General features: G+C 69.1%; 18 protein-coding genes. 8 read left to right on the plus strand and 10 right to left on the minus strand.

Translation table 11 applies throughout. The features are described from left to right. Positions 1-45: 45 nt before the first annotated feature. The 5 genes from EV645_RS36305 to mce form a co-directional block, all read right to left on the minus strand. Positions 46-1,452, minus strand: coding sequence for an AI-2E family transporter (locus tag EV645_RS36305; RefSeq protein WP_130448811.1), 1,407 nt, complete (start codon positions 1,450-1,452; stop codon positions 46-48). Further along, positions 1,449-3,422, minus strand: coding sequence for a transposase (locus tag EV645_RS42985; protein ID WP_242000881.1), 1,974 nt, complete (start codon positions 3,420-3,422; stop codon positions 1,449-1,451). The genes EV645_RS36305 and EV645_RS42985 overlap by 4 nt, the downstream gene beginning before the upstream one ends. 94 nt (positions 3,423-3,516) lie before the next feature. Then, positions 3,517-4,848: a crotonyl-CoA carboxylase/reductase gene (gene ccrA / locus EV645_RS36315; RefSeq protein WP_130448813.1), complete on the minus strand. Its 1,332-nt coding sequence runs from the start codon at positions 4,846-4,848 to the stop codon at positions 3,517-3,519. Positions 4,849-4,989: 141 nt separating this feature from the next. After that, positions 4,990-5,892 carry a sensor histidine kinase gene (locus EV645_RS36320; protein WP_130448815.1) on the minus strand — a complete coding sequence of 301 codons (903 nt, stop codon included), beginning with the start codon at positions 5,890-5,892 and terminating at the stop codon, positions 4,990-4,992. A 52-nt stretch (positions 5,893-5,944) separates the two neighbouring features. Then, a complete protein-coding gene (gene mce, locus EV645_RS36325; protein WP_130448817.1) occupies positions 5,945-6,376 on the minus strand; it encodes a methylmalonyl-CoA epimerase in 432 nt (143 codons plus the stop codon). Between the two features lie 126 nt (positions 6,377-6,502). On the opposite strand from mce, the gene EV645_RS36330 reads away from it, so the two are divergent. The 4 genes from EV645_RS36330 to EV645_RS36340 all read left to right on the plus strand — a co-directional run bounded on the left by EV645_RS36330 (position 6,503) and on the right by EV645_RS36340 (position 9,972). Then, complete coding sequence (locus EV645_RS36330) at positions 6,503-7,714, plus strand: acetyl-CoA C-acetyltransferase (RefSeq protein ID WP_130448819.1); 1,212 nt, start codon at positions 6,503-6,505, stop codon at positions 7,712-7,714. Positions 7,715-7,746: 32 nt separating this feature from the next. Next, positions 7,747-8,703 carry a methylmalonyl Co-A mutase-associated GTPase MeaB gene (meaB, locus tag EV645_RS36335; protein WP_130448821.1) on the plus strand — a complete coding sequence of 319 codons (957 nt, stop codon included), beginning with the start codon at positions 7,747-7,749 and terminating at the stop codon, positions 8,701-8,703. Between the two features lie 305 nt (positions 8,704-9,008). Continuing rightward, positions 9,009-9,167 (plus strand): hypothetical protein, encoded by a 159-nt coding sequence (locus tag EV645_RS42455; protein ID WP_166678426.1) that lies wholly within the window; start codon positions 9,009-9,011, stop codon positions 9,165-9,167. 88 nt (positions 9,168-9,255) lie between these two features. Then, positions 9,256-9,972 (plus strand): PH domain-containing protein, encoded by a 717-nt coding sequence (locus EV645_RS36340; protein ID WP_130448823.1) that lies wholly within the window; start codon positions 9,256-9,258, stop codon positions 9,970-9,972. Between the two features lie 157 nt (positions 9,973-10,129). Here EV645_RS36340 and EV645_RS36345 read toward each other — a convergent pair whose 3' ends face one another. From EV645_RS36345 to EV645_RS36360, 4 genes are all read right to left on the minus strand, one after another. Further along, positions 10,130-11,419, minus strand: a complete 1,290-nt coding sequence (locus tag EV645_RS36345; RefSeq protein WP_198682101.1) for an RNA polymerase sigma factor — start codon at positions 11,417-11,419, stop codon at positions 10,130-10,132. Between the two features lie 14 nt (positions 11,420-11,433). Further along, on the minus strand, positions 11,434-11,781 hold the full coding sequence (locus EV645_RS36350) for a YciI family protein (RefSeq protein ID WP_130448827.1): 348 nt from the start codon (positions 11,779-11,781) through the stop codon (positions 11,434-11,436). 76 nt (positions 11,782-11,857) lie between these two features. After that, the gene (locus EV645_RS36355) at positions 11,858-12,580 is read right to left on the minus strand and encodes a maleylpyruvate isomerase family mycothiol-dependent enzyme (RefSeq protein WP_130448829.1); all 723 of its coding nucleotides are present in this window, start codon (positions 12,578-12,580) and stop codon (positions 11,858-11,860) included. Between the two features lie 31 nt (positions 12,581-12,611). Then, on the minus strand, positions 12,612-13,058 hold the full coding sequence (locus tag EV645_RS36360; RefSeq protein WP_130448831.1) for a DUF4231 domain-containing protein: 447 nt from the start codon (positions 13,056-13,058) through the stop codon (positions 12,612-12,614). A gap of 32 nt (positions 13,059-13,090) precedes the next feature. Between EV645_RS36360 and EV645_RS36365 the strand changes: the two genes are divergently transcribed. The 4 genes from EV645_RS36365 to EV645_RS36380 all read left to right on the plus strand — a co-directional run bounded on the left by EV645_RS36365 (position 13,091) and on the right by EV645_RS36380 (position 18,172). Continuing rightward, complete coding sequence (locus tag EV645_RS36365) at positions 13,091-13,591, plus strand: MarR family winged helix-turn-helix transcriptional regulator (protein WP_130448833.1); 501 nt, start codon at positions 13,091-13,093, stop codon at positions 13,589-13,591. 91 nt (positions 13,592-13,682) lie between these two features. Further along, positions 13,683-15,356 (plus strand): coenzyme B12-dependent isobutyryl-CoA mutase large subunit, encoded by a 1,674-nt coding sequence (locus tag EV645_RS36370; protein WP_130448835.1) that lies wholly within the window; start codon positions 13,683-13,685, stop codon positions 15,354-15,356. A 70-nt stretch (positions 15,357-15,426) separates the two neighbouring features. Beyond that, positions 15,427-17,175: an NAD-binding protein gene (locus EV645_RS36375; RefSeq protein WP_422386667.1), complete on the plus strand. Its 1,749-nt coding sequence runs from the start codon at positions 15,427-15,429 to the stop codon at positions 17,173-17,175. Between the two features lie 55 nt (positions 17,176-17,230). Further along, on the plus strand, positions 17,231-18,172 hold the full coding sequence (locus tag EV645_RS36380; protein WP_130448839.1) for a tetratricopeptide repeat protein: 942 nt from the start codon (positions 17,231-17,233) through the stop codon (positions 18,170-18,172). On the opposite strand, the gene EV645_RS36385 is transcribed toward EV645_RS36380, so the two are convergent. Further along, positions 18,169-18,615, minus strand: a complete 447-nt coding sequence (locus EV645_RS36385) for a MarR family winged helix-turn-helix transcriptional regulator (RefSeq protein ID WP_198682102.1) — start codon at positions 18,613-18,615, stop codon at positions 18,169-18,171. The two genes, EV645_RS36380 and EV645_RS36385, sit on opposite strands and share 4 nt — an antisense overlap. Positions 18,616-18,618 lie beyond the last annotated feature (3 nt).

The raw sequence follows: 18,618 nt of genomic DNA on the forward strand, positions 1-18,618 counted from the left end.
GAGATCTCAGCGGCGACGTGGCCGTTGCGAGGCTGGTGCGTCGGGCTAGGAAGCGTCGGCTTTGCGGACCCAGACTTCTCGGATTATTAGGAGGATGGCGGCGGCGGAGGGGATGGCTAGGAGGGCGCCTACTACGCCTAGGAGGGCGCCGCCGAGGAGGGCGGCGATGACGGTTACGGCGCCGGGGATGTCTACGGCGCGGCGCATGATGCGGGGGGCTACGACGTAGTTCTCGACCTGCTGGTAGATGATGCCGTAGATCAGGCAGCCGAGGCCGGTCCACAGGCCGCCGGTGAAGCCGATCAGGGCGACGATGACGACGCCGATCAGGCCGCCGACCATCGGGATGAAGTCGCAGAACATCACCACGATCGCCAGCGCCACGGCGTAGTCACGCAGGCCGATGATCTCCAGGAAGATGAACATGCAGACGCCGGCGCACAGCGCGACCAGGAACTGGCCGCTGACGTAACCGCCGACGCGGCCGAGGACCTCGTCGCCGAGGATCGCGACGCGGGTACGTCGGGTGCTCGGGACCAGGCTGTACGCCGCGCGCTTGACCGACGGCAGCGACGCGAGGAAGTACAGCGTCAGGACCAGGATCGTGAACGTGTTGAACAGCGCGTTCGCGACCACCTTGCCGACGCCGAGGATGCCGCCGAACGCACGCTGCGCCAGCGCCGGGTCCTGGATGTAGTCCTGCGCCTTCTGGATGAAGTGGTACTTGTCGTCCAGCTGGTTTAGCGTCTTCGACTTCTGCAGCAGGTCGAGGTACCCGGGCGCGTTCTTGATCAGGCTGTCGATCTGATCCGTGACGACCGGGACGATCGCGAAACCGACGCCGACGACCGCGAGGATCATCAGCAGGAACACCACGCCGACGGACAGGCCGCGCTTCAGGCCGCGGCGCATGAACCACTCGACCAGCGGGTTCAGGCCGACGGCGATGAACATCGAGACCAGCAGCAGGATCAGCACCGAACGGGCCTGGCCGGCCGCGTTCCACAGACCCCAGGCGACGAGTACGCCGAGCGCCGCGAAGAACCCGAACGTGAACGGGTTGCCGCGCCGCAGCGGCGGACCGGGGACACCCATCCCGACAGACGGGTGCCGCTCCTCGATCAGCAGTTCGTCGGCGATGTTCTCGTCGGTGTCCTCCGCGTCCTTGGCGGACGCCGCCGCTGCCTTGTCAGCAGCTTCCTCAGCCGACTCGTCCGCCTTGTCGGCAGACGAGTCAGCCTTGTCGGCGGACGCGTCTGCCTGCTCGGCGGATGCGTCGGCGGCGTGCGCCGAGCCGGCGGCTTGTCCAGCAGCGGCTTCCGCCTCGTCGGCGGAGTCGTCCGCCTTGTCGGCGGCGGCTTCGGCCTGGGCGGCGGCGGTCTTCGCTTCGCGAGTGGCTTCGGCGAGGTCCGGGTCGGTCGCTGTGGAGGTGTCGTCGCCGGCTGGCGTCACATCTTGTCCTTCGGGGATCGCGCGCTCGAGGTGGCCGCATCGGTCTTGTCGTCGGCGGACGACTTGCCCGCGGAAGACTTCACCGAGGCGGCCGGCCGCTGGCCACGAGTGTCCTCGTCGCCGAGGTCATCGAGCCGGAACTCGTCAACCTTCGTCGAATCCTTCGGCTCGTCCTCCTCGTCGGGAGCCGGAGCATCCTCGGAGTCGGCAGCCTCAGCGGAGCCGTTGACCGAAGCAAGAGGAGAGTCGGCCGGTCCGCCGGCGGACTTGCTCGTCTTGTCTGCGAGGTCGGGCGTGTCCTTCGGGTCAACGCGCAGAGCGGTGTCGATGCGGGTCTCGTCGACGCGCGCGTCGCCGGCGCCGATCCCGACGAACGGGCTGGCGCCGGTGAACGGTCCGTCCCCGTCGTCGTACGCCGAGTCGCCCGCGAGCGCACCGGACGTGCTCGACGGCGCGTACCGGCTCGCTGCCGGCGTCGCACCTGGGAACGGGTTGTCGTCGCTGGTCGATCCAGGCGCCGCCGAGCCGGCGGTCCCGGCGCCGAGCGCGGACTCCGTCTCACCGGCATCGAGCGAGCTGTCAGCCGAGTCCGTCGCGCCGGACTTGAACGGGCTGTCAACCGAGTCGCCGGACTTGAACGGGCTGTCCGCCGAGTCGCCGGGCTTGAACGAACTGTCGGCCAAGTCCGTCGTACCGGAGTTGAACGGGCTGTCGCCCAGGTTCGGCGTACCGGAGTTGAACGGCGCGTCCGACGGTTCGGTGGCCGCGAAGGGGCTGCCGGTCGCCGAACCGGGGGCCGGGCTGAAGGGGCTGGCTGCCAGCAGATCGTCCGCGCCGGCGCTAGCGGTCGTGCCGGCTCCACCAGTGGTGGGGCCGGTGTTCGGCCGGGCGAAAGGGTTGACGTACGCCGGTGCCGCGGTCTCGGAGTCGAGCTCTGCCGCCTGGCGCGCGATGTTGCTGGCGATCTCGTTGAGCCCGGCGATCTGGGTAAGGATGCCGTCGCGGCGCTTCGCGAGCCGCTCGGTCTCGCGGGCGACGACGGTCCGGGACCGCTCCGCCTCGTCGGCCGCGTTGGCCAGCTCGGCCTCGGCGCGGGTCCGCGCGGTGGTGAGCAGCTGCTCGGCCTCGCGCCGGGCGCGGGACAGCGTCCGCTCGGCCGACTCCTCGGCCTCGGAGCGGATCTTGCGGGCCTGCTCGGTCGCCTCGGCCACCCGGCGCTCGGACGCCTCGGCGGCCTCCTTCATCTGGGTGGTGAGGCTGTCGGTGTCGGCCGCGATCTGCTGGTGCTTGTCGGCGAGCTCCTTGGCCTGCTGCTCGCGCTCGTCCGCCAGCCGCGCCCGCAGCGCCGCCGACTCGCGCTGGATCGCGGTCCGGATCTTCTCCGCCTCGTGCAGCGCGCCGTTCTTCAGCGTGCTCGACTGCGACTCGGCCGTCAGCTGCAGCTGCTCGGACTTGCGCCGCGCCGCCTGCAGGACCTCGGCTGCCTCGGTCTCGGCAGTACGCCGGACCTCCGCCGCGTCGCCCTCAGCGGTCCGCCGCATGCTGTCGGCCTCGTTGAGTGCGACAGTGCGGATGTCCTCAGCCTCGCGGTCACCGGTCGCCCGCGCCGCGGATGCCTCTTTGGCGGCGTTCGCCCGCAGCTCCTCGGCCTCGCGCTTGGCCTCCTCGAGCGCCTCGGACGCCTGGTCCTGCGCGAGCCGGAGGATCTGCGCGGCCCGGTCGCCGAGTCCGGCGTACGACGGGTTGGCGCTGGCTTCGAGCTGGCGCCGCGTCTCCTCGAGCTGGTGCTGCATCGGCGCGACACTCTGCTGGAGCTCGTCGGCGCGGTTACGCGCCTGGACAAGTTGCATCTCCAGCGCGCGCACATAGTCGTCCACCGCCTGTTTGTCGTACCCACGACGGCTGACCGGGAAGCCCCCGGCCGCGGTCGCCGTGCGGTCGAAGAACGGCAGGCTCGACTCGTCAGGCATCTCCCGAGATTCCCTTCTGGCGGCTCAGCGTGAATCCCCCACCATAAGCCTGTCAGAACCCACCCGAAACCAGCCAATCGAGGGCTGTGGACAACTACCTGTTCCGGAAGCGATTAATCCCCGCCAGGTGCTGCTCCCGCAAAGCCGGATCGCGGACGCCGAGGCCTTCCGAAGGAGCGAGGGTGAGGACGCCGACCTTGCCCTGGTGCAGGTTGCGGTGGACGTCGTACGCCGCCTGCGCCGTCTCCTCCAGCGCGTAGACCTTGCTGACCGTCGGATGCACCATCCCGCGGGCGATCAGCCGGTTCGCCTCCCAGGCCTCGCGGTAATTCGCGAAATGCGAGCCGATGATTCGCTTCAAGTTCATCCACAGGTACCGGTTGTCGTACTCATGCATGAATCCGGACGTCGACGCACACGTCACGATCGTCCCGCCGCGCCGCGCGACGTACACGGAGGCTCCGAACGTCTCCCGGCCCGGGTGCTCGAAGACGATGTCCGGGTCGTCCCCGCCGGTCAGCTCGCGGATTCGCGCCCCGAACCGCTTCCATTCCTTCTGGTCCTGGGTGTGCTCGTCCTTCCAGAACTTGTACCCCTCGGCAGACCGGTCGATGATCAGCGACGCCCCCATCGCCCGGCAGATCTCCGCCTTCTCCGGTGACGACACCACGCAGACCGGGATCGCCCCGCCGTTCAGCGCGAACTGCGTTGCGTACGAACCCAGTCCGCCGGACGCGCCCCAGATCAGCACGACGTCGCCCTGCTTCATGTTGGCGCCGTTCGCCGAAACCAATTGCCGGTACGCCGTGCTGTTCACCAAGCCCGGTGACGCAGCCTCCTCCCAGGTGAGGTGGGCCGGCTTCGGCATCAACTGGTTCGACTTGACCAGTGCGAGCTCGGCGAGACCGCCGAAGTTCGTCTCGAATCCCCAGATCCGCTGCTCGGAGTCGAGCATCGTGTCGTTGTGCCCGTCCGGCGACTCCAGCTCGACCGACAGGCAATGCGCGACTACCTCGTCGCCCGGCTTCCACGCGTTCACGCCGGGCCCGGTCCGCAGTACGACGCCGGCCAGGTCGGAGCCGACCACGTGGTACGGCAGGTCGTGGCGGGCCGTCAGTGGCGACAGCTTCCCGTACCGCTTCAAGAAGGAGAACGTCGACACCGGCTCGAAGATCGAGGTCCAGACGGTGTTGTAGTTGATCGCGCTCGCCATCACCGCGACCAGCGCCTCACCCGGCCCGAGCTCCGGCGTCGGTACGTCGTCCAGGTGCAGACTCTTCCGCGGATCCTTCTCCTTGCTGTCCAGACCCTCGAACATGCCCGCCTCGTCGGCGTGCACGGTGATGCCGCGGTAGTGCTCCGGTACGTCGAGCTCGCCGACGGCAGCGGAGTCACCGGACAGAATCGCTTCGAGGATCTGCTTCACATCTACCTCCGGGAGCGGGGCCTGGTGAGCGGAACTTACCGCTGAGTATGCACGCCTGGCTGTGCCCTGTAACACAGCGAGCGACGGTTGAGACGACCGTCACTTCATCAGTCCACCGTTGTCAGTGGTCTTACCCGCCGATTACCGCAGCCGGGTGTACAACCGGACCTGGGTGAAGTCGTCGCCGGAGCGCAGCTGGACCAGGTCGCACAGCTGGTTCGCCAGCCAGACGCCCCGCCCGCCGAGTCCGTCGAGTGGCGGCAGCACCCGCCCGACGAGCAGGTCGTCGATCCGGCCGCGGTCGGTCACGTTGCAGATCAGGGACCCGTCCGCGATCCAGACCGCGAGCGCGCCGCGGCCGCCGCCGAACCGGATGCTGTTCGTACAGATCTCGTGCAACGCCAGCGACAGGTCCTCGAGCCGGTCCCGCGACACCCCGTGCGACGAGGCCTGCCCGCCGACCCATTGCCGCACCTGGCCGAGCTCGTCCGGACCGAACTCCCATCTCTCGGCACGATCCGGTACGTCGCTCAACGGCGTCCGGAACGTCTTGTCCGCAAGGGCTTCTCCGCCGGAATGAGTCGCCGTCGGATCGATGCCGACCGACGCCTCGTACGCGCAACAGAGCCGGAACGAACGGTCCGCCGCGAAAGCGATATCGCTCAACGCCTCGTACAGCAGGACCTCGTCGTACGCCGCGGCGCTCCGGCCCGGGTACGCGGCCTCGCAGAGACCCCGCACCGGTCGGCCGGGCTCCTGCTCGAGGATGGCGCGCCAGAACGGGATCAGCCGCGCAGGGTTGCCCCCGGCAACAGTCGCGTCGACGACGGTGACCTCGGAGTACTGCGAGTCCAGGGCGTCACGCAGTACCGCAGTCCGCTCCGGTGGTAGGACGGCTACGACCTTTTCCCCCGCCGCCAGCCCCTCGCGTATGAACGCAGCCGCGCGCAGCACGAACTCCTCGTCCGCTCCGTGGACGAAGGCGTCGTGCTTGAACCCGGCCGGCGCACCGTGCAAGGAGTCGGTGGCGCTGTCCTTCAGCACCTGAACAGAGTAGTCCGCCTGGACCAACCGGGCAGGCTCTCAGCGCGCGCCGTCACGCCCTGTTCTGGATCCGTGGCTCAACGAGTTCGATCAGCACGCCACCGGCCGACTTGGGGTGAATAAAGTTCACTCGCGATCCGGCCGTGCCGCGGCGTGGTTCGTCGTACAGCAGGCGGGCGCCGCGTTCGCGCAGTACTTCGGAGACCGCGTCGAGGTCGCTGACCCGGTAGGCCAGTTGCTGGATGCCGGGACCGCGCTGGTCGAGAAACTTCGCGATCGGTGATGCGTCCGACAACGGGGCCAGCAGTTGGATCGACGACCCCGAGTCGCCGACCGAGAGCATCGCCTCGCGGACGCCCTGCTCCTCGTTGATCTCCTCGTGCGCAACGGTCATGCCGAACACGTCCGCGTAGTACCGCACGGCCTCGTCGAAGTCGGCGACCGCGATGCCGACATGGTCGATCGCGTCGAACAGCTGATCCATCCCGCCAGCGTGGCGCAAACCCCCTTTGGCGGGCTATCGAAAGTGGCCCAGCCGACACGATCCGTGTGACCGGTCTGACGCGTCCGGGCAGCGGCGTACCAGTGCCGCCGCAGGTATCGTGACGATATGTCTGACACGCGGAACACCACCGTTATCGTCGCCGGCGCGCGGACCCCGATCGGGCGGCTGCTGGGCGGTCTCAAAGGCTTCACCGGCGCCGAGCTCGGCGGCTTCGCGATCAAGGGCGCACTGGACAAGGCCGGCGTCGCGCCGGACCAGGTCGAGTACGTGATCATGGGCCAGGTCTTGCAGGCCGGCGGCGGTCAGATCACCGCCCGCCAGGCCGCGGTCAAGGGCGGCATCCCGATGGACGTTCCGGCCATCACGATCAACAAGGTCTGCCTGTCCGGGCTGAACGCGATCGCGCTCGCCGACCAGCTGATCCGCGCCGGCGAGTACGAGATCGTCGTCGCCGGCGGCATGGAGTCGATGACGAACGCGCCGCACCTGCTGCCGAAGTCCCGCGAGGGCTTCAAGTACGGCGACGTGCCGCTGGTCGACTCGATGGCGTACGACGGGTTGTGGGACGCCTTCACCGATCAGGCCATGGGCGCGCTGACCGACCAGAAGAACAACGCCGACGAGAAGCTCAGCCGCGAGGAGCAGGACGAGTTCAGCGCTCGTTCGCACCAGCGTGCCGCGGAGGCCTGGAAGAACGGCGTGTTCGCCGACGAGGTCGTGCCGGTCGAGGTCCCGCAGCGCAAGGGTGACCCGCTGGTGGTCGACGCCGACGAAGGCGTTCGCGGTGACACGTCGGTCGAGGTGCTGGGCAAGCTCCGGCCCGCGTTCGGCAAGGACGGCACGATCACGGCCGGCTCGGCATCGCAGATCTCCGACGGCGGCTGCGCTGTCGTCGTGATGAGCAAGGCGAAGGCCGAGGAGCTCGGGCTCAGCTGGATCGCCGAGATCGGCGCGCACGGTTCGGTCGCCGGGCCGGACTCGACGCTGCAGAGCCAGCCGGCCAACGCGATCGCCAAGGCCTGCAAGAAGGAAGGCATCGAGCCCGCCGACCTCGACCTGATCGAGATCAACGAGGCCTTCGCCGCGGTCGGCATCGCGTCCGCGCGCGAGCTCAACGTCGGCGAGGACAAGGTCAACGTGAACGGCGGTGCGATCGCGCTCGGCCACCCGATCGGGATGTCCGGCGCACGCCTCGTCCTGCACCTGGCGCTCGAGCTGAACCGCCGCGGCGGCGGCGTCGGTGCGGCCGCGCTGTGCGGCGGCGGCGGTCAGGGCGACGCGCTGATCGTCCGCGTGCCGCAGAAGACCCAGAGCTGACCGAGAGCTGCCAGAGAGCTGATACTGACCTGATGCCACGACGTACGCCGCCGGTCGGTGAGTTGGTCGAGCGCGCCCGCGAAGGGGATTCGCGGGCGGTCGCTCGGCTGATCTCGCTGGTCGAGGACGAGTCCCCGCTGCTGCGCGAGGTGATGGCCGCGCTCGCGCCGCATGCCGGGCACGCGCACATCGTCGGCATCACGGGCTCGCCGGGCGTCGGGAAATCCACCTCGACGTCGGCGCTGGTTTCGGCGTACCGCGAGACCGGCAAGCGCGTCGGGGTACTCGCGGTGGACCCGTCGTCGCCGTTCTCCGGTGGTGCACTGCTGGGGGATCGGGTGCGGATGCAGGATCACGCGACCGACCGGGGCGTGTTCATCCGGTCGATGGCTTCGCGCGGGCATCTCGGCGGGCTGTCGTGGTCGACGCCGCAGGCGCTGCGGGTGCTGGACGCGGCCGGGTTCGACGTGGTGCTGGTGGAGACGGTCGGGGTCGGGCAGTCCGAGGTCGAGATCGCCGGGATGGCGGATACGACGCTGGTCCTGCTGGCGCCGGGGATGGGCGACGGCATCCAGGCGGCCAAGGCCGGGATCCTCGAGGTCGGCGATATCTACGTGGTGAACAAGGCGGACCGCGACGGCGTCCAGTCGGTCACGCGGGACCTGCGGTCGATGCTGGCGCTGGCCGAGCGGGCCGAGGGTGCCTGGACGCCGCCGATCCTGAAGACGGTTGCCTCCCGCAATGAGGGCGTCGCCGAGGTGGTGCAGGCGATCGAGGACCGGCTGGTCTGGATGCGCGGGAACGGCGTCCTCACCGAGCGCCGGCAGTCCCGGGCCCGGGACGAGATCGAGGCGATCGCGACGACGGCGCTGCGGGCCCGGTTCGCGCATCTGCACGGCGACGCGCGGCTCGACGTACTGGCGGCCAAGGTCGCGGACGGCGGCACCGACCCGTATTCTGCGGCGGACGAGCTGATCGCGGCTTTGTGACGTCGGTCTCGCTATCGAGCCGTCTGGAACACTCGACCACGCAGTGTCACAATGTGTCTTTGCTTTCCGTTCATCGGATGTTGTGCCGAATTCGGGCAAATGCCGCAGGATTTCCGCGGTGCGGACCGATCGCTGTCTCAGGGCGGCGCGCCGGTAGCCACCTTGCCCCCGAATCCGTTACAGAATAGAACTTGTAGCTGGTGAGCATGTGCGGTGGGCTGTGTTCAGTCAGTGACAATTGGTGACGGTCCGTGATACAAATTCCAACACAGTCGACCGAGTGGTTAGGAACAAGGAGTGGCGACATGCCCAAGAAGCTGTTGATCTGGTCGCTCATCGCCTTTGCCGGCTTCTATCTGTTCACTCAGCCGGCGAACGCCGCCAACGCGGTGGGAGGTGCGTTCTCGGCCGTCGGCGACGCGTTCGGGAGCGTTATCACCTTCCTGACCGCGCTGTTCAGCTGATCTGCCGTTCGAGTGTCCCGTTGCGAGCGATCGTGCGGGACACTTGGCTGTACGGGGTCACACAACAGCGCGCCAGGGGAGTGAGTGGATGGCCGGAGTAGGCGTGTTCCGGATCTTCGACCCGAAGGTCCGGCGCCACCTGATCTCGGACGAGGGCGAGGTCGTCATCGACGAGGTGCGGCAGCACTGGGTGGTGTACTCGGTGCCGATGCTCGAGGTTGCGCTGGCGGCCGCGCTGCTGCTGACGATCGCCGCCACCGGGATCGGTGGGCAGCCGGTGCTGCTGGCAATCGTGCTGGTGTTGCTGACCCATGCCTTCTGGCAGTTCCTCACCCACCATCGGGACCGTTTCGTGGTCACCAACATGCGGGTGATGCGGATCCGCGGCGTCTTCTCCCAGACCGTCGCCACCACCCCGATCGCCCGGGTCCTCGACATCACGCTGCAGAAGCCGATCATCGGCCGGATGCTGGGCTACGGCCACTTCGTCTTCGAGTCGGCCGCGCAGGACCAGGGCTTCCGTGAGATCAAATGGGTCAGCCGGCCGGACGACCGCGACCTGACCATCCAGCGCGTCATCCAGCGCACCGGACTGCGCGCGTCCGCGAGCGTCGACGTACTGCAGGGCGACGAGGACTCCGACGACGACGGCACCGGCCCGATCGGGATGGACTCCGCGCAGGAGGTCACCACCACTGCTCCGGTGATCACGACCACCGCGCCGCAGGCCCGTCAATCGTCGTCCCCCTCCGCGACCAAGTCGATCTTCAACAGCGAACGCGGCAACTGGACCGACGAGGACTGACCCCGCGCCCCGGCGCGGCTCCGGCTGGCACATCCCAGGGGGATATCCACTGCTGTGGTGGGTTCTCTGCTTGTACACCAGCAGAGAACCCCCAACGCGAGTGGATATCCACCCGTGTTGGGGCGTTTGGTGGCCGTCGCCAAGGGAGTGGAACCTGTCAGGTGGTGGGGTTGGGGTGGTGCTCGGGGGTGGCGAGTTGCTGGAAGTGGCTGCGGCGGCGTTCTCGATGGGACCGTTCCGGATGGGTGGATGGTGCTGTGTCCAGTGCCTGGTCCAGCGCGGCGATCGCTTCGGCGTAGCGGTGCTGGCGCGCGAGGAGTTCAGCGCGGATTGCGTGCGAGCGTGAGCTCGTCGGGATGGCGTCCAGGAGATCGAGGGCGGCGTTGACCTGGCCGGCTTCGGCGATGGCGACGACGCGGGCCAGCTCGGAGGCAGGGCTGGGGGAGACCTCGACGAGTAGGTCGTACAGGCGGACGATCTCGCGCCAGTCGGTTGCCGTGTAGCTCGGGACGCGGGCGTGCTCGGCGGCAATCGCGGCCTGGAGCTGGTACGCGTCGGCCTGCCGATCGGAGCGCTCCAGCGACTCGTTGAGGAGCGTGACGCCGCGGGTGATCAGGCTCTGGTCCCAGCGCGACCGGTCCTGGAGGTCGAGGGTCACCACGTCGCCGGCGTCATCGATGCGGGCCGGTCGGCGAGCCTCGGTCAGGAGCAGGAGCGCGAGGACCGCGGTCGGCGTGGGCTGGTCGGGCAGCAGCGTGTGCAGGAGCTCGGCCAGGCGGATCGCCTCCGCGCAGACGTCGACGTCGTACGCCGCTTCGCCCTCGGCCGGCGCGTGGCCCGCGGTGTAGAGGCTGTGGATGACCGCACAGACCGCCGGCAGCCGGTCGGGCAACTCGGTCTCGGGCGGGACTCGGTACGGGATGCGAGCTGCGGCGATCTTCTGGCGGGCGCGGACCAGCCGCTTGGTCGTCGCGACCTCGGTGGTGAGCAGTACGTCGGCGATCTGCGCGGGAGACAGCCCACAAAGCGTGCGCAGGGCGAGCGCGACCCGGGTCGGCGGCGACAGCGACGGATGGCAGCAGGTGAAGATGAGCCGCAGAAGGTCGTCCTGCACGACCTCGTCGGGGTCGAGGGCGCCATCCGGATCCAGGGCGTCGAGGTCGTGGCGAGTGAGATCCTGCAGCTCGGCGCCTGCCCGTTCCTTATCGGCGCGGGCGCCTTCGCGGCGGATGATGTCGATCGCCTTGCGCCGGGCGGTCACGGTCAGCCAGGCCCGCGGCTCAGGCGGTACGCCGGTGACCGGCCACGCGCCGAGAGCCGCCAGCACGGCCTCCTGTACGGCGTCCTCGGCGAGCTGCACGTCGCCGACCGTCCGGATCAGGGTGGCGAGGATCCGCGTCCCCTCGATCCGGATCGTGTCGGCAACAGCGCCAAACTGCTCGTTCAAGGTGGCCCGCCGGCTCATTTAGCAACGATCACCGGGCGTACCTCGACCGCGCCGCCCCAGGCCGCCGGGATCTCGGCCGCGATCTTGACCGCCTCCTCGAGGTCGTCGGCCTCGATCAGGTAGTAGCCGGTCAGCGCTTCCTTGGTCTCGGCGTACGGGCCGTCGGTCGTGATGACCGGACCGCCGCGCGCGCCCTCGACCCGGACGACGGTCGCCGTCGCGGTCGGATGCAGCACGGCGCTCGCCTTGAGCTTCTCGGCGTACTCGGCGCCGAACTTGCGGTACTCGGCCAGCTCCTCGGCCTGCTCGGGCGCCCACCAGTCCACGTCAGCGGTGTAGGTCAGTGCAAGGTACTGCGCCATCGGAGTCCTCCTTCTCGCTGAGACCACTCTGGTCTCTTGTGAAAGGAACGAACAGGCAGACCCGCGGAGGACATCGCTACTGCGTGGCTTCCGAGATCCTGCCGCGGAACGCCCGGACGACATTCGGGTCGCCGACGGTCTGGATGGCGTCCTCGCCGACCCGGCCCCACAGCCACAGATAGATCGGCGTCGGATCGCCGAAGATCTCCGCCGCCGCCTCGCCCTCCGCACCCTGCTGTACGTCGACGCTCGTCGCGTCGGCCTTGATCGTCCAGGAGCGGCCGGCCGCGGTGATCCGGAGCGTCGCGTCGATCGGGTACTCCGTGTCGCCCTCCTCCCACCACGGGCCGGCGATGGTCGGATACAGCACCTCGTCGATGCCGTCGAGCGCGAGGTCGGCGTCGATCGGAGTGACGACGTGGTGGGCCTGCTCGACGTCGATCCGGTGGATGACGCTCTCGTGTGCCATCCGCCGGTACCAGAACGTGGAGGTCGTGTCGCGCGGGTTGAACGTCCACGTCTCCGTCTCGGTCCCGGCCGCTTCCAGCGCGCTGATGAGTGCCGCGCGAGCCTCGTCGTACCACTCGAGGGTCTCGCGTGCGGAGAAGTCCGGCGGCCACGGGTCGGGGCGGGCGCCGAGCTTCAGCACCTCGACCTTGTGGACGTAGACCTGCGCCACATGGCGGACCACGTCGTCGACGATCCACCCCGGACAGCTGGGCACGGGCGCGTCGAGCCCCATCCGCGCCACCTCACCCAGCCGCGCGCTCTCGGCCCGGACATGCTCGAGAAATCTCATGCCCGCACCTTGCCAGAGCCCGTGGACAGTTTCATACGCTCCGCGCCTTGAGTGCCTCCTCCCAGTCGGAAGTCTCCGAATGGCTGACCTCGACCACCCGCTGGGTCAGCAGTTTGCCGGCGTCCTCGGCGGTCGCGTACTGCCCGGCGCGCTGCACGTACAGCCACGCCTCGTTCCGCAGGTCCTCGGCGGTACGGCGATAGGTCGGGTAGGAGTCCTTGAACCCGAACAGCGTCCGGATCCCTTCGGCCAGCGCGATCACGCCACCGAGCGCGGCCGCGAACCACTTCGGTACGTCGAACGCGACCGAGACCGCGATCAGCAGGGCGGCGACGAGCTGGACGGTCCCGAGGCCGCGGTAGGCGATCCGGGCCCAGTTGGCCTGCCGGTTGTACCACTGGAACCGGAGGCTGATCAGTTGTTCGGCGGGGGTATCGGTCCCGAGGGCGGGGAAGTCCGAATCTCTGAGTTTCGACATGGTCTGCCTAGTGTCGGGCTAATCTTCGGCCCATGGCGAGGAAGAGGGCGTTGCCGTTCGACCCGATCGACGAGGCGTCGCGGCAGTGGGGGCGGCGGTGGGGCGCGGTCGAGCAGATGCGTGCCGTCACGTCGCTGATGCGCGCGCAGCAGATCGTGATCAACGAGCTGGACGACATCCTCCGCAAGCACGGGCTGACCTTCGCTCGGTTCGAGGCGCTGGTCCTGCTCACGTTCTCGCGCCGCGGTTCGCTGCCGCTGGGCAAGATGGGCGAGCGGCTGCAGGTGCATCCGACCTCGGTGACCTCGATCGTCCGACGGCTCGAGGCGGCCGGGCTGGTGACGCGGACGCCGCACCCGGACGACGGACGGGCGATCCTGTGCGAGATCACCCCTGCGGGTCGTGACCTGGTCGAGCGCGCCACCGCGGATCTGGTCGCGGCCGACTTCGCCGTCTCCGGCCTCACCGACGAGCAGCTGAAGATGCTCTGGACCGTCCTCGAGCCCCTCCGCCACAACGCCGGCGACTTCTGACCCCCGCATTGCCGAACCCGCAGGCCTCTCGCGGTTGGAAATAGTTGGACGTCCTAGTATTTTGGGACCAGTTCCCGAGGAGGTCTGACTGATGGATGCCGAGCAGATTGCCGCCGGCCGGAGCCGGTGGCAGCAGCGGTACGACGCGGCGCGCAAGCGGGAGGCGGATTTCACCACGCTCTCCGGCACCGAGGTCGAGCCTGCCTACGGGCCTCCCGAGGGGGTCGAGGACCCGCGGATGGAGCGGATCGGCTGGCCGGGGGAGTTCCCGTTCACCCGCGGGCTGTACCCGACGGGGTACCGCGGCCGGACCTGGACGATCCGTCAGTTCGCCGGCTTCGGCAACGCCGAGCAGACCAACGAGCGGTACCGGATGATCCTCAACGGCGGTGGCGGCGGCCTGTCGGTCGCGTTCGACATGCCGACGCTGATGGGCCGCGACTCCGACGACCCGAAGGCGCTCGGCGAGGTCGGCCACTGCGGCGTCGCGATCGATTCGGCCGCGGACATGGACCGGCTGTTCAAGGACATCCCGCTGCAGGACGTCACGACATCCATGACGATCTCCGGCCCCGCCGTGCCGGCGTTCTGTATGTACCTCGTCTCCGCCGAGCGGCAGGGCGCGGACATCACCAAGCTCAACGGGACGCTGCAGACCGATATCTTCAAGGAGTACATCGCCCAGAAGGAGTGGCTGTTCCCGCCGGAGCCGCATCTGCGCCTGATCGGTGACCTGATGGAGTACTGCGCGACCACGATCCCGGCGTACAAGCCGCTCAGCGTCTCCGGGTACCACATCCGTGAGGCCGGCTCGACGGCCGCGCAGGAGCTCGCGTACACGCTCGCCGACGGCTTCGGGTACGTCGAGCTCGGACTGTCGCGAGGGCTCGACGTCGACGTGTTCGCGCCGGGTCTGTCGTTCTTCTTCGACAGCCACCTGGACTTCTTCGAGGAGATCGCGAAGTTCCGTGCGGCCCGCCGGATCTGGGCCCGCTGGCTCCGCGACGTGTACGGCGCGAAGACCGACAAGGCCCAGTCGCTGCGCTTCCACACCCAGACCGCGGGCGTGTCCCTGACCGCGCAGCAGCCGGTCAACAACGTCGTACGGACGGCCGTCGAGGCGCTGGCCGCGATCCTCGGCGGGACGAACTCGCTGCACACCAACGCGCTCGACGAGACGCTCGCACTGCCGACCGCGGAGTCCGCGGAGATCGCGCTGCGGACGCAGTCGGTGCTGATGGAAGAGGTCGGGGTCACGAACGTCGCCGACCCGCTCGGCGGTTCCTGGTACGTCGAGGCGCTCACCGATGCCATCGAGGCCGAGGCCGAGCAGATCTTTGCCCGGATCAAGGAGATGAGCCCGGACGAAACCATGACCGGCGGCATCCTGCGCGGGATCGAGGACGGCTGGTTCATGGCCGAGATCGCCGACGCCGCCTTCGAGTACCAGCAGAAGCTCGAGAAGGGCGAGAAGAAGATCGTCGGCGTCAACACGCTGACCGACACCGTGTCCGGCGCCCTGGAGATCCTCCGCGTCTCGCACGAGGTCGAGGTCGAGCAGTGCCGGGTGCTCGCCGAACGCAAGGCGAACCGTGACGAGGACCTGGTACGGCGTACGCTAACGGCTCTGGTGGAGGCGGCCAGCGGCACTGGCAACCTGATCGAGCCCATGCTGGAGGCAGTGCGTGCGGAGGCCACGATGGGGGAAATCTGTCACGTTCTTCGGGAACAGTGGGGCGAGTACCGAGAGCCCGCCCGCTTCTGAGGAGCAGCCGCAGCCCGATCTGACTGCCGCGGCCACCAGCGCGATCGGGCCGGCCGACGGGCGTCGCGTGGTGGTCTGCGGGTCGGACCGCACGATGTTGCGAGTGACAACGGAACTGGTGAGTTCGGGCGAGCGGGTGACCGCGATCGTGAACCCGGACTCGCGTCACTACGACCGGATCAAAGAGCTGGGCGCGAACGTGATGGGCGCCCGGGTGATCAGCGAGTCGCTGCTGCGGCGCGCCGGGGTCGACGCTGCCGACGACGGGGCGCCGTCCACAGCGCGCGCCCTGGTGCTGCTGGACAACGACGACGTCCACAACGTGCACACGGCGCTGACCGCGCGCGACATGGATCCGGAGCTGCGGATCGTCGTACAGATGGTGAACCCCCGGCTGGGCAAGCACATGAACCGGCTGCTCGGGGACTGCGTAGTGATCAACGGGCCGTCGCTCGCGGCGCCCGCGTTCGTGTCGGACGCGCTGGAGGACGACGAGCTGACCTGGCTCGACCTCGGCGGCCGACGGCTGGTGGCCGGGCAGGCCGACCTGATCCGGGAGCCGCACCTGACCGTGCTCGCGGACACGACCTCGTCCGCGACGCCGACTCTGCTCCCGTTGTCGAGCTCCGACCCCGACGGCGACATCGTGCTGGGGACCGGTGTGCGAGCGCTCTGGGGGAGTCGCGACGTCCGTCCGGCCGGCTGGTTCATGGCGCTCCGCGACATCCTCGACAGCCGGGTGCGGAAGATCGCCGCGGTGATGGCGTTCCTGATCGTTGCCGGTACGGGCGTCATCCACTACTTCGGCGGGATCGAGTGGTGGCGTGCGCTGTACCTCGCGGCCGGGGTGGTGACGTCGGCCGGGATCGACGACGACAAGTTCAACGACGCGCAGCCGTGGGTGAAGGTCAGTGCGGTCCTCGTGCAGCTGACCGGGATCGTGCTGATGGCGCTGCTGACCGCGGTCGTGGTCGACTCGCTGGTCGGCGCGCGGCTGTCGCGGCTCATCGGCGGTGTCCGCGGGCGGCCGCGCAATCACGTGGTGGTGTGCGGTCTCGGCACAGTTGGGTCGCGGGTGCTGGAGATCCTCACCGAGCGGGGTGTCGCGGTGGTGGGAGTCGACCAGGACGACGAGGCGCCCGGCGTACAGACTGCGCATCGCTTGAGGATCCCGGTGGTGGTCGGGGACAGTAGCAACGAGGAGACGCTGCGGTTGGCCGGCGTACAGCGGTGCCAGTCGGTGCTGGCGATCACCGACGGGGACATCACCAACTTGGAATGCGCGATCATGGCGCGGGACCTGAACCCGGATGCCTGGATCACGATGCGGATGTTCGATCACGATCTGGCGCAGCGAGTCGAGCGCCGGCTCGGACTGGGCCACAGCCGGTCGGTGTCGATGCTGGTCGCGCCGGCGGTTGCCGCTGCGGTGGCGAACCGGCGCAGTCAGGTGACGGTCCCGGCCGGTCGTCGCGTTCTGCTGCTCACCGAGGTCACCGTCGAGCCCGGGTCGATCGCGGTCGGGAAGCGGATGGGGCAGCTGGACGAGGCCGGAGGACTGCGGGTGCTGGCGAGGCAGGACCTGGGTGGAGCCTGGGACTGGAGTCCAACGTCGGGCCCTGAATCTCGTGCGGGCGGTCGTACTGCGGCGTCCGAGCGGGAGGCCCGGTCGGGCGGTCGGGCTCCGGCGGTCGAGCGGGTTTCTGCGGTCGAGCGGGAGCTCCGGGCGGGGGACCGGATGGCGGTCGCGGGGACCCGCAGCGGGCTGGCACGGTTGTTGATGGCGACCCGGGCTCAGCAGAGTTCGGCGTCGTCGTAGAGGATGGACCTGTGAACGTAGATCGGGTATGTGCGCACGGAATGCGAGGACAGTGGTGAGCCAGTCCAACTTCTCCCGTCCCGGGGCGATCGACCTTTCGGGCCTGCGCAAGCCGGCCGGCGCGGCGCCCGGTGCGCCGGGTGGTCCCGGCGCTCCGGCTGGTGCCGCCGCCGGCGCCTACGTGCTGAACGTGACCGAGGCGAACTTCCAGAGCGACGTGATCGAGCGCTCCCTGCAGGCGCCGGTCGTGGTCGAGCTGTGGTCGCCCCGCTCCCAGGGCTCGAACGCCCTCGGCGCGGTGCTGGCCCAGCTGTCGACCGAGTACGACGGGAAGTTCCTGCTGGCCCGGGTCGACGTCGATGCGAACCCACAGGTGGCGCAGGCGTTCGGCGTGCAGTCGGTGCCCGTGGTGATCGCGATCCTGCGCGGTCAACCGGTCCCGTTGTTCCAGGGTGTTCTGGGTGAGCCCGAGGTCCGGCAGTACCTCGACCAGCTGCTGACTGTGGCGGTGGCGAACGGCATCACGGGTCGCGCCGAGCCGGTCGGACCGGCTGCTCCGGACGCAGACTCGGAGGAGGAGCCGCCGCCGAACCCGCGGTACGAGAAGGCGGAGAACGCTCTCGGCGCGGGTGACCTGGACGGCGCGATCGCGGCGTACGAGGAACTGCTGAAGGAGACGCCGGCCGACGCCGAGGCGAAGTCCGGGCTGGCGCGGGTGCAGCTGGTGAAACGGACCCAGGACGTGCCGGACGACGTACGGACGCGGGCGGCGGACAACCCGACCGATGTCGAGGCGCAGCTGCTGGTCGCCGATGTCGACCTGATGGGCGGGCACGTCGACGACGCCTTCGCGCGCTTGATCAGCACGGTCCAGGCGACCTCCGGCGACGAGCGGAACACCGTCCGGCTGCACCTGCTGGAGCTGTTCGAGGTGGTCGGCGCCGACGACGACCGGGTGATCAAGGCCCGCCGTCGGCTGATGTCCGCCCTGTTCTAACTCTTCAGGATCGGATCTGTTGTCAGGGTCTCCGAGACCCGGGCGAGGAGGGCGCGGAGGGTTTCCGCCTCCTCCTCGCTGAAAGCCGCGGCGAGCCGGCGTTCGACGCCGGTGGCGCGCTTGTCCGCCTGATCGAGAGCCTTGCGCCCGGCCGGCGTCGGACGGGTCTCGATCACGTGCTTGTGCAGCGGGTGCGGCGTGCGCTCGATCAGGCCGCCGGCCTCCAGGTTGCGCAGGATCGTCGTCATCGTCTGTGGGGTGACGGCGCAGCGGCGGGCCAGCTCGGCGGCCGAGATGCCCGGCTGCTCGTCCAGCACGAACAGAGCGGCGTACTGCGGAACCGTGAGTCCGGCCGGTTTCACCGCGGCTGACTTCGCCGCCTGCAGCTCCTGCTCGACCCGCTTGAAGTGACTGCCGAGCCGTTCGTCGAAGGACATCCGCATGCA

The organism is Kribbella rubisoli, from assembly GCF_004217145.1.
Taxonomy (GTDB): domain Bacteria; phylum Actinomycetota; class Actinomycetes; order Propionibacteriales; family Kribbellaceae; genus Kribbella; species Kribbella rubisoli.